The sequence below is a fragment of the Streptomyces sp. NPDC002935 genome, from assembly GCF_040611295.1.
Classification (GTDB): Bacteria; Actinomycetota; Actinomycetes; order Streptomycetales; family Streptomycetaceae; genus Streptomyces.
On the sequence record NZ_JBEXNW010000050.1, the window covers coordinates 1 to 14,325 of the forward strand.

The 14,325-nt window shown below is 70.1% G+C and carries 12 protein-coding genes and 1 pseudogene; 4 read left to right on the forward strand and 9 right to left on the reverse strand.

Annotated elements, in window-relative coordinates:
• Both ABZX90_RS39945 and ABZX90_RS39950 read right to left on the reverse strand, forming a co-directional pair.
• Positions 1 to 69, reverse strand: a pseudogene (locus ABZX90_RS39945) (DNA methylase); the annotation flags it as partial.
• Between the two features lie 40 nt (positions 70 to 109).
• Positions 110 to 1,822, reverse strand: coding sequence for an MFS transporter (locus tag ABZX90_RS39950; RefSeq protein WP_355213286.1), 1,713 nt, complete (start codon positions 1,820 to 1,822; stop codon positions 110 to 112).
• 277 nt (positions 1,823 to 2,099) lie between these two features.
• Between ABZX90_RS39950 and ABZX90_RS39955 the strand changes: the two genes are divergently transcribed.
• Positions 2,100 to 2,912 (forward strand): TetR/AcrR family transcriptional regulator, encoded by an 813-nt coding sequence (locus ABZX90_RS39955; RefSeq protein WP_351132712.1) that lies wholly within the window; start codon positions 2,100 to 2,102, stop codon positions 2,910 to 2,912.
• A 99-nt stretch (positions 2,913 to 3,011) separates the two neighbouring features.
• On the opposite strand, the gene ABZX90_RS39960 is transcribed toward ABZX90_RS39955, so the two are convergent.
• Together ABZX90_RS39960 and ABZX90_RS39965 are read right to left on the reverse strand one after the other, a co-directional pair.
• Entirely contained in the window at positions 3,012 to 3,854 is an 843-nt protein-coding gene (locus ABZX90_RS39960) for a TIGR03943 family protein (RefSeq protein WP_355213287.1), read from the reverse strand.
• Positions 3,851 to 4,870: a permease gene (locus tag ABZX90_RS39965; RefSeq protein ID WP_351132716.1), complete on the reverse strand. Its 1,020-nt coding sequence runs from the start codon at positions 4,868 to 4,870 to the stop codon at positions 3,851 to 3,853. The genes ABZX90_RS39960 and ABZX90_RS39965 overlap by 4 nt, the downstream gene beginning before the upstream one ends.
• Positions 4,871 to 5,366: 496 nt before the next feature.
• Here ABZX90_RS39965 and ABZX90_RS39970 point away from each other — a divergent pair, with 496 nt between their 5' ends.
• The 3 genes from ABZX90_RS39970 to ABZX90_RS39980 all read left to right on the forward strand — a co-directional run bounded on the left by ABZX90_RS39970 (position 5,367) and on the right by ABZX90_RS39980 (position 9,944).
• Positions 5,367 to 8,234, forward strand: a complete 2,868-nt coding sequence (locus tag ABZX90_RS39970; RefSeq protein ID WP_355213314.1) for a carbohydrate binding domain-containing protein — start codon at positions 5,367 to 5,369, stop codon at positions 8,232 to 8,234.
• 245 nt (positions 8,235 to 8,479) lie between these two features.
• Entirely contained in the window at positions 8,480 to 8,896 is a 417-nt protein-coding gene (locus ABZX90_RS39975) for an SseB family protein (RefSeq protein ID WP_351132718.1), read from the forward strand.
• Between the two features lie 157 nt (positions 8,897 to 9,053).
• Complete coding sequence (locus ABZX90_RS39980) at positions 9,054 to 9,944, forward strand: MBL fold metallo-hydrolase (protein WP_355213288.1); 891 nt, start codon at positions 9,054 to 9,056, stop codon at positions 9,942 to 9,944.
• Positions 9,945 to 10,167: 223 nt separating this feature from the next.
• On the opposite strand, the gene ABZX90_RS39985 is transcribed toward ABZX90_RS39980, so the two are convergent.
• The 5 genes from ABZX90_RS39985 to ABZX90_RS40005 all read right to left on the reverse strand — a co-directional run bounded on the left by ABZX90_RS39985 (position 10,168) and on the right by ABZX90_RS40005 (position 14,293).
• On the reverse strand, positions 10,168 to 10,635 hold the full coding sequence (locus ABZX90_RS39985; RefSeq protein ID WP_351132722.1) for an Ig-like domain-containing protein: 468 nt from the start codon (positions 10,633 to 10,635) through the stop codon (positions 10,168 to 10,170).
• Positions 10,636 to 10,868: 233 nt separating this feature from the next.
• On the reverse strand, positions 10,869 to 11,873 hold the full coding sequence (locus tag ABZX90_RS39990) for an IPT/TIG domain-containing protein (RefSeq protein ID WP_355213289.1): 1,005 nt from the start codon (positions 11,871 to 11,873) through the stop codon (positions 10,869 to 10,871).
• 149 nt (positions 11,874 to 12,022) lie between these two features.
• A complete protein-coding gene (locus ABZX90_RS39995) occupies positions 12,023 to 12,766 on the reverse strand; it encodes an IPT/TIG domain-containing protein (RefSeq protein ID WP_351132726.1) in 744 nt (247 codons plus the stop codon).
• 634 nt (positions 12,767 to 13,400) lie between these two features.
• Entirely contained in the window at positions 13,401 to 13,793 is a 393-nt protein-coding gene (locus tag ABZX90_RS40000; protein WP_351132728.1) for a MarR family transcriptional regulator, read from the reverse strand.
• A 149-nt stretch (positions 13,794 to 13,942) separates the two neighbouring features.
• On the reverse strand, positions 13,943 to 14,293 hold the full coding sequence (locus tag ABZX90_RS40005) for a VOC family protein (protein WP_351132730.1): 351 nt from the start codon (positions 14,291 to 14,293) through the stop codon (positions 13,943 to 13,945).
• Between the last annotated feature and the right edge of the window lie 32 nt (positions 14,294 to 14,325).

Here is a 14,325-nt window from a genome sequence, read left to right on the forward strand (position 1 = left end):
CACGGTGGCCTTGCCGCCACCCTTGCCGTACGCGGCGACGTACGGACCGTCACGCCAGACTCCGTGCCGGCCCGGCCGTCCCGTTCGCCGATGCCGGCGCAGCCGGGGCTCAGTGTCCGGCGGATTCCTCCGGGCGCGCGTGGCGGGGCAGGAGGAACGCGAGCAGGAAGGTCAGGGCGAGCATGCCGTCGACGATCCAGAGCAGCGTCTTCATGACGGAGCCGAAACCGCTCTGGAAGGCGGACGACGCCGTGGCCCCCAGCGCGGCGGAGATGCGGGCGCCGGCCTCGGGCGAGGTCGCGGCGGACCGGGCGTCCTTCTCCAGGCGCGCGCAGGACGCCGGGGTCGCGGCCGGATCCTTGGCGACCGCGCGGTCCGAGGCGCAGGTACGCAGGTCCGCCACGACTCGCTCCTGAGCCGCGGGCGAGACGTGAGCGGCGGCCAGCTGACCCCGCAGGCCGTCCGAGCGGTGGTCGACGGCGGTGGCGATCCCGCCGCCCAGCAGACCGAAGAACACGGTGCCGAGGATGGCCACACCGAACGCGCCGCCGAGCTGCTGTACCGCGGTCATCGTGCCGGACGCCGAACCCGTCTCGTGCTGCTCGACGCTGGCGAGCACGATGTCGAAGAAAGGCGCCATGAGCAGGCCCATCCCGATGCCCGTGACGAGCAGCGACGGCAGGAGCTGCCAGGGACCGACACCCGCCCCCACCTGGTCGAGGGTCAGCCACACGCCGAACACGCCGACCGCCATGACCAGCGCACCCGCCTGAAGGACGGCGCGTCCGAACCGGACCACACCCTGCGCCATGCCGAAGCCGACGATCATGCCGCCCGACCAGGGCACCATCACCAGTCCCGCCTTGAGCGGCGAGTAGCCGAGGCCGATCTGGGTGTACAGGTTGAAGACCAGCATGAAGCCCTGCATGGTCGAGAAGAACACCAGCCCGAGGACCATGCCGCCGCTGAAGCCGCGCTTGCGGAAGAGGCTGGGGACGACCAGCGGGTCCCGGCCTGCCTTGCTGCGGTGCGACTCGTACCTGGCGAAGACGGCGAAGACGATCACCGCGGCGCCCATCATCAGGAACGTCCACACGGGCCAGTCGTACTCACGGCCCTGCACCAGCGGGAAGATGATCAGCAGCGCGGCCAGGGAGACCAGGAGCATGCCGGGGATGTCGAGGCGCGGCTTGCTGTCGGAGCGACCCTTCGGCAGGTAGCGCACGGCACCGAGGAACGCCGCGGCACCCAACGGCAGGTTGATCAGGAAGATCATGCGCCAGCCGGTGCCGAAGTAGTCGGCGTCCACGAGCCAGCCCGCCAGGATCGGCCCGCAGACCGCGGACAGACCCATGACCGGGCCGAACATGCCGAAGGCCTTCTGCGACTCCTTCGGCGGGAACATCTCCTTGATCATGCCCAGGCCCTGCGGCAGCATCACCGCGCCGAACAGTCCCTGGACGACACGCGCGCCGATCAGCATCTCGGGCGACACGGATATCGCGCACAGCAGCGAACCCACGGTGAAGCCGGCGGCTCCCACCAGGAACATCTTGCGGCGCCCGTGAATGTCCCCGAGGCGCCCGCCGGTGACGAGCCCGACGGCCATCGAGAGGGTGTAGGCGGCCGCGAGCCACTGCAGCGTGGAGGCGCCGCCGCCGAGGTCGGCCCGCATGGAGGGACCGGCGATGTTCGTGACCACGGCGTCGAGGAGATCCATCACCTCGGCCGCCAGGATCACGAAGAGCGCAGCCCAGCGCCACCGGTAGGGCGCTGGCGAGTCGATGGGCGTCTCGGTGGACGCGACACCGGTGGTGGACATCGGAACTCCTCGTGAAGAGGCCGCGCCGCGTTGACGACCGGCGGGCGCGGTAGGTGGGATGGATGCGACTGCCCGGCTCGTCGGCACGGAGTGAGAGACGGGCGAACCAGACACTGGAGAACGCTGTTCACCTTAGCAGAACAGCGCTCACCGAAAGAACAGCGTTCATTAAGATATAGCGCAACTGGGCGGGCCGGACAAGATATATCGCGTTCTGCCGCAATGAACGCCGCTCACCGAGAGAGAACACTGCTCTCCCAGCGCCTAGACTGTCCTCATGAACGACGCGGCCGCCGGCACCCCCGCACCACCTCCGCCGTCTCCCTGGGAGCGCGAGCGCCCCGTTCGCGCCCGCGTCGCCCCCGACCGCGCACCCCTGTCGCGCGAACGCATCGTCGAGGCCGCCTTCACCGTGCTGGACCGCCAAGGGCTCGACGGGCTGTCGATGCGCCAGGTGGCGGCCGAACTGGGCGTCACGGTCTCCGCCCTCTACGCCTACGTCAGCTCCAAGGACGACCTTCTGGAGCTGATGTACACCCGGCTCTTCGACGGCTTCGCGATTCCCGAAGCCGACCCGGAGCGGTGGCGGGAGCAGGTGCGGGACTATGCCCGCTCCTGGCGGCAGCGCCTGTTGTCCCATCGCGACATGGCCAGGATTTCCATGGCCCACGTCCCCTTCACGGCCGAACTGCTGCCGCACGTCGAGGCGTTTCTCGCCGTCTTCCGCACCGCCGGACTGCCCGACCGCATCGCGGCGGAGGCCGGTGACCTCATCTCCACCTACATCGACGGGTTCGTCCTGGAGGAGGGCATGTGGCAGGACAGGGCCGCCCGGCACAGTGGTGACAGCTCTTCCCTGGCCCGTCCGGACTGGCATGAGATGGCCGACGAGATGCAGAACTACTTCGCGTCCCTGCCCACGGCGGACTTCCCCCATCTGCGTGCCCTGGCCGGGGTGATGGTGACGGACTCCTCCGACGAGAGGTTCGACATCGGTCTGGAGATCATGCTGCGCGGCCTGGCGAGCTACCTGCCGGACCCGGAGGCCCGAGCGGTCACGGACGCCCGCCGGGCTCCGGACACCGACTGATCCACGACACCTTTGTCCGAGGCGGCCCCGCCCCGGACGGCGCCGCGGAGCGCGGGATCGGAACAGGCCGCGGGAGACCTGCCTCGCCCGTCCAGGTGATCAGTTGTTCCAGCTCTCGTCGTACGGATCGTGCGGGGTGGGGACCGGCCTCGCCGCGCTGACGTCGAGGAACGGGATGATGCCGCTGTTGACCGGATCCCTCGTGCGCTTGGCGGTGTAGGTGCCGGTGACTTCGAGCCAGGTGTCGGGACGGAGGACGGGCGGAATCCGCCCGGACAGGCCGATCTTGACCGGTTGGGCGTCGGCGGCGCAGCAGTTGAGAGCCATGCGTACGAGATAGGGCGTCCCGGCGTGGTCGAGTGCGACGAAGCCGGTGATCCTGACCCGTCGTCCGCCGAGGGAGCGGCCGTGGTCGTACGCCGCCCGGCTCGCGTAGTCGACCAGGCCGAGAGGGACCGGGTCTCCGGCGGGCAGCTTGGCGTAGCCGAAGGGCGCCTGCAGCGCCGTGCCGGTGCGCATCGCGCTGTAGGAGCCGAGGGCGGGCGGGGCGACCAGGATGAGCGCGAGCAGCGGGAGCACGAGAAGCCACGCGATACGCGGTTCGCGATGCGTATGCCCATGCCCGTCCGTGTCCGTGTGCCCGTCCGTGTCCGCGTCCGTGTCTGTGTCCGCGTGCTCGTGCCCGTCCTCCTGCTCGTGCGCTTCCTCGCCGTCCCGCTCGCCGGCACGCTTCTCGCCGGGGCGGGCGGCGGAAGCCGTTCGGTGCTCGCGTACCTCGAACCAGACCGTGGCGAGGGCCGTGACGATCAGCACCACACCGGCCGCGAGCAGCAGGGGCTGCAAACCGGCCTTGACGTACCGCAGATAGAGGTCCGTGACGCTCGCGTGCAGCACCGCCGCGCCGACGAGGAAGAGCACGGCCGCCTGTGCCTGCCGGTTCACAGCAGCACCGCCCCGATCAGAACGGACATGAGGATCGCGAGGGCGAAGGTGGCGGGTGCGAACCGCAGCGCGAAGCCGCGGCCGAAGGTGCCGACCTGCATGGCGAAGAGCTTCAGGTCGATCATCGGTCCGACGACGAGGAACGCCAGCCGGGCGGTGAGCGAGAACTGGGTCAGCGAGGCGACCACGAACGCGTCGGCCTCCGAGCAGATCGACAGCAGCACGGCCAGGATCGCGAGGGCCAGGATCGACACCACCGGATTCCCGGCCGCGGCCTGCAGCCAGCTCGCCGGTACGACGGACTTGAGCGTGGCCGCGGCCATCGCTCCCAGGACGAGGAACCCGCCCGCGTGCATCACGTCGTGCCGCACGGACCCCCAGAACGCCGCCCCCTTGCCGAGGCCGTCGTGCGCCGGGCGGGCCGGCGGGCGCAGCCAGTCGGTGCGGCCGACACGCTGCCACAGCCAGCCCATCGCGCAGGCCACGAGGAGACTCGCCACGAAGCGGGCGAGAACCATCTCCGGGTTCCGGGGGAAGGCGACGGCGGTGGCGGTCAGCACGATCGGGTTGATCGCCGGGGCGGACAGCAGGAAGGCCAGGGCCGCCGCCGGAGTGACGCCGCGGCGCACCAGCGCCCCGGCGACCGGCACGGAGGCGCACTCGCAGCCGGGCAGGATCGCCCCGGCCATTCCGGCGACCGGCACCGCGAGCGCCGGCCGCTTCGGCAGCGCGCGGGCGAAGAACGACGGCGGGACGAACACCGCGATGACCGCCGACAGCAGCACGCCGAGGACGAGGAAGGGCAGTGCCTGGACCACCACCGCGACGAACACGGTCATCCAGCTCTGCATCACCGGTGCGGACAGCGCCCCGCGGATCGGCCCCTGCGACGCGATCACCAGCAGCAGGAGCATGGTCAGGGCGAGTGGGGAGTTGAAGTTCCAGCCCTGCCGGCCCTGGCGGTCGTCCCCGTCCTTCCGGTGAACCGGTGGCGGGGCTGCCTTGGTGATGGTCACGCTTGAGGTACCTCCGGTCGGGAAGGGCTCGGCTGCTGATGCCCTTCCGCCTTGAATACGCCGGTTCGGCCGCAGCTTCTCACCGTGTGTCGGCGGGATTGCCTGCGCCCGGGGGAATCTTGACCTTCACAGGACCGGGGGAGCGTCGTCTCACGCCCCCTGGCCCGTCGTGAGCTGCCGGTCCATCCTCCACCGGACACGTCCGAAGCTGACAGGCGGGTCCCCGGCGGCCGCGCCGCTCCCGGTCCGTTCCCACTCTGTGCGCCGGTCGTTGTGAGATCTCTTTACGCCACTGTCATGTACCTGTAGCTTCCCGGCCGCAAGAGCTTTCAGGAACTTGCCGGTTCTTCTTGCAGGACAACTCCCCCTCCGCGGCCCGCATTGGAGACGCCCCATGAGACGCAGACCCCAACGCCCGCCGCTACGACCGCTGGTGGCGCTCGTCGCGGTGACCGGACTGTTCGGACTGACCCCGCCCGACGCGGGCTCGGTCCCCATGGAGAGCACGGCCGCCACCTCCACCACGGCGACCGTCTTCTACTACACGAAGACCAAGAACTGGCCCACCACGTACCTGCACTACGCCCCGGACGGCGGCTCCTGGACCACGGTGCCCGGTGTGCAGATGGAGGCGGCCTGCACGGACTGGGTGAAGAAGACCGTCGACCTCGGCTCGGCCGCCGGGCTGCAGGCCACCTTCAACAACGGAAGCGGCACCTGGGACAACAACGGTGGCAACAACTACGCGCTGGGCACCGGCACCATCACCGTCAAGGACGGCGTGATCGCCCACAGCGACCCGTGCGCCGACACCGGCACGGGCGGCGCCAACCGGGCGACCGTCTACTACTCGACCGCCACGACCGGCTGGACCACGGCCAACATCCATTACGCGCCCACGGGCGGCTCCTGGACGACGGCCCCCGGCGTCGGCATGGAGACCGCCTGCACCGGCTGGTGGAAGAAGACCCTCGACATCGGTACGGCGACCTCGCTCAAGGCGGCCTTCAACAACGGCAACGGCGTCTGGGACAACAACAACAGCGCCGACTACACGATCCCGGCCGGCACCACGACCGTGAAGGACCGGACGGTGACCGCCGACGCCGCGGACCCGTGCGCCGCCGAGGTGCCCGACACCGAGGCACCGACCGCGCCCACGAAGGTCACGGCGACCGCCACCGACACCTCGGTGGTGGTGAGCTGGGATCCGGCGACCGACGACACGGCCGTGACGAAGTATCAGCTCACACGGACGGGTGGCACGAAAGGAACAGTCGTCACCGACGTCGGCTCGACGGTGTACTCCGACACGGGACTTGAGGAGAAGACCGGCTACACCTACACGGTGAAGGCCGTCGACGCGGCCGGAAACACCTCGCCCGCCTCCGCCGCGGCCACCGTCACGACCGGCGAGAAGGCTCCCGCCCCGGCCTCGGGGACCCCGCTCGGCACCGACCCGCGCAAGGACCCGATCTACTTCGTCCTCACCGCCCGCTTCTACGACGGCGACAGCTCCGACAACCGCGGCGGCAGCCAGGACGTCAAGTCGGGCAACGCGGCCAACAACGACCCCATGTTCCGCGGCGACTTCAAGGGACTCGTCGACAAACTCGAGTACATCAAGGCGCTCGGCTTCTCGGCCGTCTGGATCACCCCGGTCGTCCTCAACCGCTCGGACTACGACTACCACGGCTATCACGGCTACGACTTCTACAAGGTCGACCCGCGCCTGGAGTCGGCCGGCGCCTCCTACCAGGACCTGATCAACGCGGCCCACGCCAAGGGCATGAAGATCTACCAGGACGTCGTCTACAACCACAGCTCCCGCTGGGGCGCGAAGGGCCTGTTCACCCCGACCGTGTACGGCGTGCGCGACTCCCAGTGGAGCTGGTACTACGACGAGAAGAACGAGGGCTTCGAGTACGACGGCCTGACCGTCGAGCCCAAGTCCGGGAAGTCGTACTACAACGGTGACCTGTGGTCGACCGCCGAACCCTCCGGCAACACCTGCCTGAACTGGGGCAAGCCCACCGGAGGCAAGAGCGCCGAAGGCTACACCGTGTACAACTGCCAGTGGCCCAGCCCCACGTCGGGCATGTTCCCGAAGGCGTACTACCACCAGTGCTGGATCGGCAACTGGGAGGGCGAGGACTCCCGTTCGTGCTGGCTGCACGAGGACCTCGCCGACTTCAACACCGAGAACGCCACCGTCCAGAACTACTTGATCGGCGCCTACGACAAGTACATCGACATGGGCGTCGACGGATTCCGGGTGGACACCGCCGTCCACATTCCGCGCGTCACCTGGAACCGCCGTTTCCTGCCCGCCATCTACGACCGGGTCACCCAGCGGTTCGGCACGGACGCGGCGAAGAACTTCTTCGTCTTCGGCGAGGTGGGCGCCTTCGTCAACGACAAGTGGAACCGCGGCTCGGTGAACCACTCCGCACAGTTCTTCACCTGGAAGGAACGCAAGGAGTACAGCGCGGACGACGAGACGGCGGCGATCGAGCAGTACAACTACGAGGAACAGCTCGGCACCGGCAACCAGCCCACCTCCGCCAACGCCTTCCTGAGCGGGAACAGCTACCACACCCCGGACCGCAGCCAGTTCTCAGGCATGAACATCATCGACATGCGCATGCACATGAACTTCGGCGACGCGCAGAACGCCTACAGCAACGGCAAGGACTCCGACGACTCCGTCAACGACGCCACGTACAACGTCGTCTACGTCGACAGCCACGACTACGGCCCGAACAAGTCGAGCACCCGCTACAGCGGCGGCACAGACGCCTGGGCCGAGAACATGGCGCTGATGTGGACCTTCCGCGGCATCCCCACGCTGTACTACGGCTCGGAGATCGAGTTCCAGAAGGGCAAGCAGATCGACTGCGGACCGACCTGCCCGCTGGCGACCACCGGGCGCGCGTACTACGGCGACCATCTCGCGGGCAGCGTCACGGCCTCCGACTTCGGCAAGGCCGACTCCGCGAGCGGCGAGGTCGCCACGACCCTCGCACAGCCGCTGGTCAAACACCTTCAGCGGCTCAACCAGATCCGCCGGGCGATCCCGGCCCTGCAGTCGGGCCAGTACTCGACGGACGGCATCAGCGGCTCGATGGCCTTCAAACGCCGCTACACCAGTGGCTCGACCGACAGCTTCGCCCTCGTCACGGTCACCGGCGGCGCGACGTACACGGGCATCCCCAACGGCACGTACACGGACGCTGTCACAGGAGATGTGAAGACCGTCTCCAGCGGCACGCTGTCGGTGGCCGCACCCGGGCAGGGAAACCTGCGGGTCTACGTGCTGAACGGGCCCGGCAAGATCGGAGCCGACGGTCCCTACCTGAAGTAGCCACCTGAAGCAGCACCCGCCTCACATGGCCCGCGCCGGGTCGGCGGGTGACAGGAGCAGCGATCACCATGACCCCGCCGGGGCGTCCCCGTCCGGGCTGGACTCCGTGACCGCCGCTCCTGTCACCCGGACACGAGACGACCAGGATGAATGGCGTGGTCCGCGTTGGGTACGCGACGGTCGACGCGCCCGGGACCGAGACCGGCCCGGGTGGCCGCCCGCCCGCCACTACCCGGGGATCTGCCATGGACACGCCCTTGAACAACCACCACCCCGCCGCACCCGCGGCGACACCGGCCCAGGAAGCCCTCGACACCCTCGCCGCGAACACCGAGGACACGGCGGCGCTGGACACGCTCGCCGGCAGCGATGTGCTGGTGCCCGTGCCGGACGACGCCTCCGACGCGGACATCGCCGATCCCCACGCCGTCGCGCTGCCCGTCCTGGACCAGCCGGGCGGCGGACAGGTGGTCCCGGTGTTCACCTCCGAGCTGGAGTTGGCCGAGCTGCTTCCCTCCGTCTCCCGCTACCGGCTCGTGCCGCTCGGCGCGCTCGCCTCCCAGTGGCCGTCGGGCGATCTGGCCCTCACCATCGACGCCGCCTCACCGCACGGCCTGACCCTCACCTCCGAGGGCGTGCGCACACTGCTGGTCCGGCCGTAGGGCTGACGGCCGCGACGCGGGTCCCGCCCTGGGGCCCGTAGGGCGGGCATGCGCGCGCGGGCGAAGGACGTCCGGAATTACTCCTCACCGGGGAGTGGCCCGGCTCGTCCCGGCGGGGAAGATCCTGGAAAGTCCGCCGCCGAGGAGTGGGGTTCCCTTGAAAGTCGTCCTGCTGGGTACCGCCGCCGGTGGCGGCTTCCCTCAGTGGAACTGCGCCTGCGCGCTGTGCTCGGCCGCCCGCGACGGCAAACTGCCGGCCCGCACTCCGGAGTGCGTCGCCGTCAGCGGCAACTCCCGCGACTGGTGGCTGCTCAACGCCTCCCCCGACGTACGTACGCGGCTGAACGCCACCCCCGCGCTCTCACCCGGGCCCCGACCGGGGCACAGCGACACACCCGTCCGCGGTGTCCTGCTGACGGACGCCGAGGCCGATCACGTCATGGGACTGACCGCGCTGCGCGGTGCCGCGGGATTCAAGGTCTACGCCGCGCCCCCCGTGCTCGCCGCACTCTCCCCGCTGCACGCCGTGCTCGACCGCTACGCCCCGTGGGAGTGGGCCGACAGCTGGACCGAGGGCGGATTCGTCCTGGCCGGGGGACTGGTCGTCAGCGCCCACGCGGTCGGTTCCGAGGCCCCCAGATACCTCGCCGAGGCCGTCGGCGACGACCGCTGGGTGACGGCGTACCGGATCGAGGACCTGGCCAGCGGGGGTGTGCTCGTCTACGCGCCCCGCCTGGGTGCGTGGACGCCCGCGCTGGATGACCTGCTCACCGGGGCGACCTGCGTCCTGCTCGACGGCACCGTGGCCGCGGCCGGCGAGAGGGACACCGCCGTGCGGGTGCCCCGTGGGCAGGCGGTCAGGGGGCACCGTCCGGTCTCCGGCGCGGACGGCAGCCCGAGCGCCCTGGCCCGGCACCCGGAGGCGCGCCTGGTCTACACGCACCTCGACCACACGAATCCGCTGCTCGACCCGGCCACGGACGCTTACGCGTCGGTGACCGGGGCCGGCGCCGACGTCCTGCCCGACGGTGCGGAGTTCGTGCTGTAGACGGTGGACACCTGCCCCCGGGCGGAGGACGACACGCTGCCCGCGCCACTGATCGCCCGCATCGACTCCTGGGACGAAGCCCGAGCGGCGGAACACGGTTCCGCCGCCCCCGGCTACCGGTCCGATCTTTCGATCCCGCCCGGATGGCGGGTCGGCGGCCGGACGGGGGGTGCCACGGGCCCGTGGCACCCCCCGCGCGCGTCCAGCGGCCGGCGGGCCGGGCTCACTCGTGGATGCGCGTCACATTGTGGCTGTTGACGTTGACCTCGTTGTGGACGTCCCCGAAGTGGACGTCGATCAGCCCGCACAGCAGGCAGCCCGGGTTGTCGGCCGGGGGAGCCGGGGCTTGGGACACGGTGACGGTAGTGGTGTCGCTCGAAGCGTCACACGTGTCGTCGCCGTTGTAGGCGGCGGTGATGGTGTGTGTTCCGGTGGTCGTGAAGCCGGTGGTCAGTGAGGAGTGTCCGTCGGTGGAGACGGGTGCGGTCGCGAGGAGGTTCGAGCCGTCGAAGAACGACACGCCGAGGCCGCCGCTCGGGTCCGAGCTGCAGGTCACCGTCGCGTCGAGGGTCACCAGTTGCCCGGTCGTCGCCGAGGAGGGCGTGGCCTGGACCGTGGTCGACGACGGATCGGCGGCGGCAGCCGGCGGAGCGAGGGACAGCACCGTGGCCGCCGCCGCTACGGCGACCATGAGTCCGGCTTTGCGGGCACGACACGCTTTCACTGAGGGGCCTCCTCGGTCTGATCGTCAGGCGGGGGTTCGCCGTAACCGTTCGGAGCGTGACCTTAGGCCGCTTTTGATGGCATATGCGGGAGGCGCGGGTCCCGGCGGACCCACCTGAGTCATCGGCTCGCTCGAATGGGCTGGAGCGGGCCGGTGGCGCGGGGCAGGCGCGGGCCGGTGGCGCCCATGCCGTGCCATGGCTAGATCGCGGGAGGTGCGACGCGCTGGTAGGCGAGCGAGTTGCTGGTGCCGCCCGACGTCGTGACGTTCACCGGGACCGCGCCCGCCGGACCCGCCGGGGCGATCGCGATCGCGGTCGTGTCCGACACCACGGTGAAGGCCGCCGGTGCGGTGCCGAAGTGGACCGCGAATGTCGTGGTCAGCCCGGTGCCTGTCAGGGTCACGGCGGCGCCCGCGTCCGTCGGCCCTTGCGTGGGCGAGAGCGCGGTGAGCGCAGGCGCCGCCAGGTAGGTGTAGATGACGGAGTTGCTGGTGCCGCCGGGACCGGTGACGGTGCACGCGACGGAGCCGGTGCCGGCCGGTGCGACGGCGGTGATCTGGGTGGCGGAGTTGACGGTGTAGGAGGTCGCGGGGGTGCTGCCGAAGGTGACGGCGGTGGTTCCGGTGAGGCCTGTGCCGGTGAGGACCACGCTGGTCCCGCCGGTCGCCGGTCCCTCGGCGGGCGAGACGGACAGCAGCGAGGGTGCGTTGAGATAGTAGAAGAACACCGGCCCCGAGGTGCCGCCGACAGTGGTCGCGGTGACCGCCACCGCGCCGGTGCCGGCCGGTGTGACGGCGCTGATCTGGGTGGCGGAGTTGACGGTGTAGGAGGTCGCGGGGGTGCTGCCGAAGGTGACGGCGGTGGTTCCGGTGAGGCCTGTGCCGGTGAGGACCACACTGGTCCCGCCGGACGTCGGGCCCTGGTTCGGCGCGATCGCACTGAGGGTCGGCGTGGGCGCGTAGGTGTAGGCGACCGTGTTGCTGAGCCCGGCGGGTGTGCGCACGGTGACGTTGACCGTGCCGGTTCCGGGCGGGACGGTCGCCGTGATCGTCGACGGGGTGTTGACCGTGTACGACAGGGCGGCCGCGGATCCGAACGTGACGGCGGTGGCGCCGGTGAACTGGCTACCGTTCAGGGTCACGATATTCGTGCCCGCCGCCGGACCCGTGTTGGGTACGACCGAGGTGAGGACGGGAGGGGCCACGGTGACTCCAAGGGGGTGTGGTCGGCCTGGCTGGGCCGCGAACTGGGGGCACGGAAGCGGTGCGGGCGGGCGTACGCGAGCCCGCACCGATTCCGCTGGGCACGGGCCGGTGGACCGGAGCCGTGCGCGGCCGTGTGTCCGAGACGCCGTCAGATGCCGGGACCTGACACGTAGGTGAAGCTGTCGCTGAGGGTGGCGCTACCGCCCGCGGTGGTCACGACGACATCGACGGAACCTACGGTGCCGGGCGGTGAGACGGCCACCAGCGTGGTGCTGTTCAGCACTGCGAAGTCCGCGGTGATGCCGCCGAAGGTGACGGCCGTGGTGGACGCCAGACCGGTGCCGTTGACGGTCACCGAGGTGCCGCCGGACGCGGACCCCGAGGTGGGTGTGAGCGAGACCAGTGTCGGCGCGTCGACGTAGGCGTAGGTGAGCGGAGCGGTCGTGCCCCCGGTGGTGGTGACGGTGACGTCGACGGAGCCGCTGGCGCTGCCGGCCGGAACGACCACCGACAGCCGGCTGTCCGAGACGACCGTCGGGGTCGCGCTGTTGGAGCCGAAGGACACGCTGGTGGCTGTGGAGAGGCCGTAGCCGTTGATGGTGACCGTGTTGACGCCCGCGGTCGGACCGGAGCCCGGGCTCAGGGACACCGCGATCGGCGGGCTGATGTAGAAGAAGGAGAGCGAGTTGCTCGTCCCTCCCGCAGTCGTCACGTTGACGTCGACGACGCCGCAGCCCGCGGGGCCGATGGCGGTGATCGAGGTCGGGGTGTTCGAGGTGATCGTGGCCGTCCGGGACCCGAAGTGGACGGCGGTGGCACCGGACAGGTTCACGCCGGTGATGGTGACGGTTGTTCCGCCGCTGGTGGAGCCTTGGTTGGGACTGATAGGCATGAGGGTTCCTCCTCACTCGGAGGTCTTCTCCGAGCAGCGACTGGGTGTTCCGATCCACGGACGTCCCGAACCGGCTCAGGCCAACACGTCCGGCCGCTGGCAGATGGGGATGTGCGGAGGCCCGTCCGGACGGGATGAGTTCAGTCCCGGGAGGGAGGCTTGTCCGCGGGGAGTCGATGGATCATCGCCCATTGATGCAGACACCTGAATTGACCCATCAGAGTGATCCCTTTACCAAGGGAATTGACACGGTATCAACCGTTTGGCGGAGCGCGCTGGGCGTGCGGCGGCGCGTTCTGGTGGTACGCGGTCACCTGCCGGGCCAGCACGAACACGGACGCGGATCCAGCACATCGGCGGGGAGAGCCACCTCGCGGGTGACGGAGCGCGGCACGGCGGCCGGGGTCACCGGCCGGGGGGCACGGCCCAGGGCCCGCGCGCGAATCGCGCGGCCGGCGCTGTCGCCCAGGATGCGCCGCAACGTCACCGGCGGAAGGCCGGCAAGCGAGCCGACCGTGTGCGACCCGTACCGGCGCAGGGTGGGTGCGGTAGCCGGACCGATCCCCGACAGCGCCGACACCGGCCGTGGGCGCTGGAACCCGGCGACTGTGTCCGGGGAGTTTCCGGCGGGAGGTCAGCCGTGCAGCATGCGGGCGAGGACGGAGCGCTGCAGGGGGAGCACCTCGGCGTGCAGGTCGCGGCCCTTCGAGGTGAGGGCGACCCACACGCCGCGGCGGTCCTCCTGGCAGACGGTGCGTTCCACCAGGCCGTCCTTCTCCAGCCGGCCGATGAGCCGGGACAGCGCGCTCTGGCTCAGATGCACTCGGCCCGCGATGTTCTGCACCCGGCACTGCTCGCCGGGCTCCGAGACGGTGCCCGAGGCGAGGATGTCCAGGACCTCGAAGTCACTGGCCCCGAGGCCGTGCGGATGCAGTGCGCGGTCGATCTCGCACATCGTGCGCGCGTGCACCGAGAGGATGTCCCGCCACTCGTCCTCCAGCCCGGCACCGGGCGTCTTCGTTGCCATAACTGAACGGTAACAGAGATCAGGCCAGTCGTTGAGTGTGCAACTAGTGCGTCTGCATCCAGGTGCGGTCGCCTCACCGTTCGCCTACGCCCGGTCCCCCTTCGCCTGCTCCCGGTCGCCCTTCGCCCGTAACCGGTCGGCCGTCCTTGTCAGGTGGTGGGGTCCTGGATCAGCCCGACCAGGTTGCCTTCCGCGTCCTTCACCGACGCGACCAGCCTGCCGTTGCCCACGTCCTGGAGCTCCTGGAGTGTCTCGGCGCCGGCGCCGAGCAGGGCCGACAGGCTCTCCTTGATGTCGTCGACGTGCCAGAAGGGGACCGGTCCGGTCAGCCCCTTGGAGTGGCCGTTCGGGTCGAGGCCGACATCCTGGCCCGCGTCCTTGAAACCGACGTAGTACGGCTCGTCCACGTACGGCTCCACCCCCAGCAGCGCGGTGAACAGGGCCTTTGCCTTCGCGATGTCCTTGACGGGGTAGATGATGGTCTTGACTCCGGCGGTCATCTCGGGTCCTCCGTGCTGCGTGGCGGCCGTGT

Excerpts from the sequence above, each read along its gene's own strand:
- ABZX90_RS39975 (WP_351132718.1), top strand. The coding sequence starts at position 8,480 with ATGGACACGCCCTTGAACAACCACCACCCCGCCGCACCCGCGGCGACA.
- ABZX90_RS40005 (WP_351132730.1), bottom strand. The coding sequence starts at position 14,293 with ATGACCGCCGGAGTCAAGACCATCATCTACCCCGTCAAGGACATCGCG.
- ABZX90_RS39995 (WP_351132726.1), bottom strand. The coding sequence starts at position 12,766 with ATGCCTATCAGTCCCAACCAAGGCTCCACCAGCGGCGGAACAACCGTC.
- ABZX90_RS39955 (WP_351132712.1), top strand. The coding sequence starts at position 2,100 with ATGAACGACGCGGCCGCCGGCACCCCCGCACCACCTCCGCCGTCTCCC.
- ABZX90_RS40000 (WP_351132728.1), bottom strand. The coding sequence starts at position 13,793 with ATGGCAACGAAGACGCCCGGTGCCGGGCTGGAGGACGAGTGGCGGGAC.
- ABZX90_RS39985 (WP_351132722.1), bottom strand. The coding sequence starts at position 10,635 with ATGGTCGCCGTAGCGGCGGCGGCCACGGTGCTGTCCCTCGCTCCGCCG.
- ABZX90_RS39970 (WP_355213314.1), top strand. The coding sequence starts at position 5,367 with ATGGAGAGCACGGCCGCCACCTCCACCACGGCGACCGTCTTCTACTAC.
- ABZX90_RS39950 (WP_355213286.1), bottom strand. The coding sequence starts at position 1,822 with ATGTCCACCACCGGTGTCGCGTCCACCGAGACGCCCATCGACTCGCCA.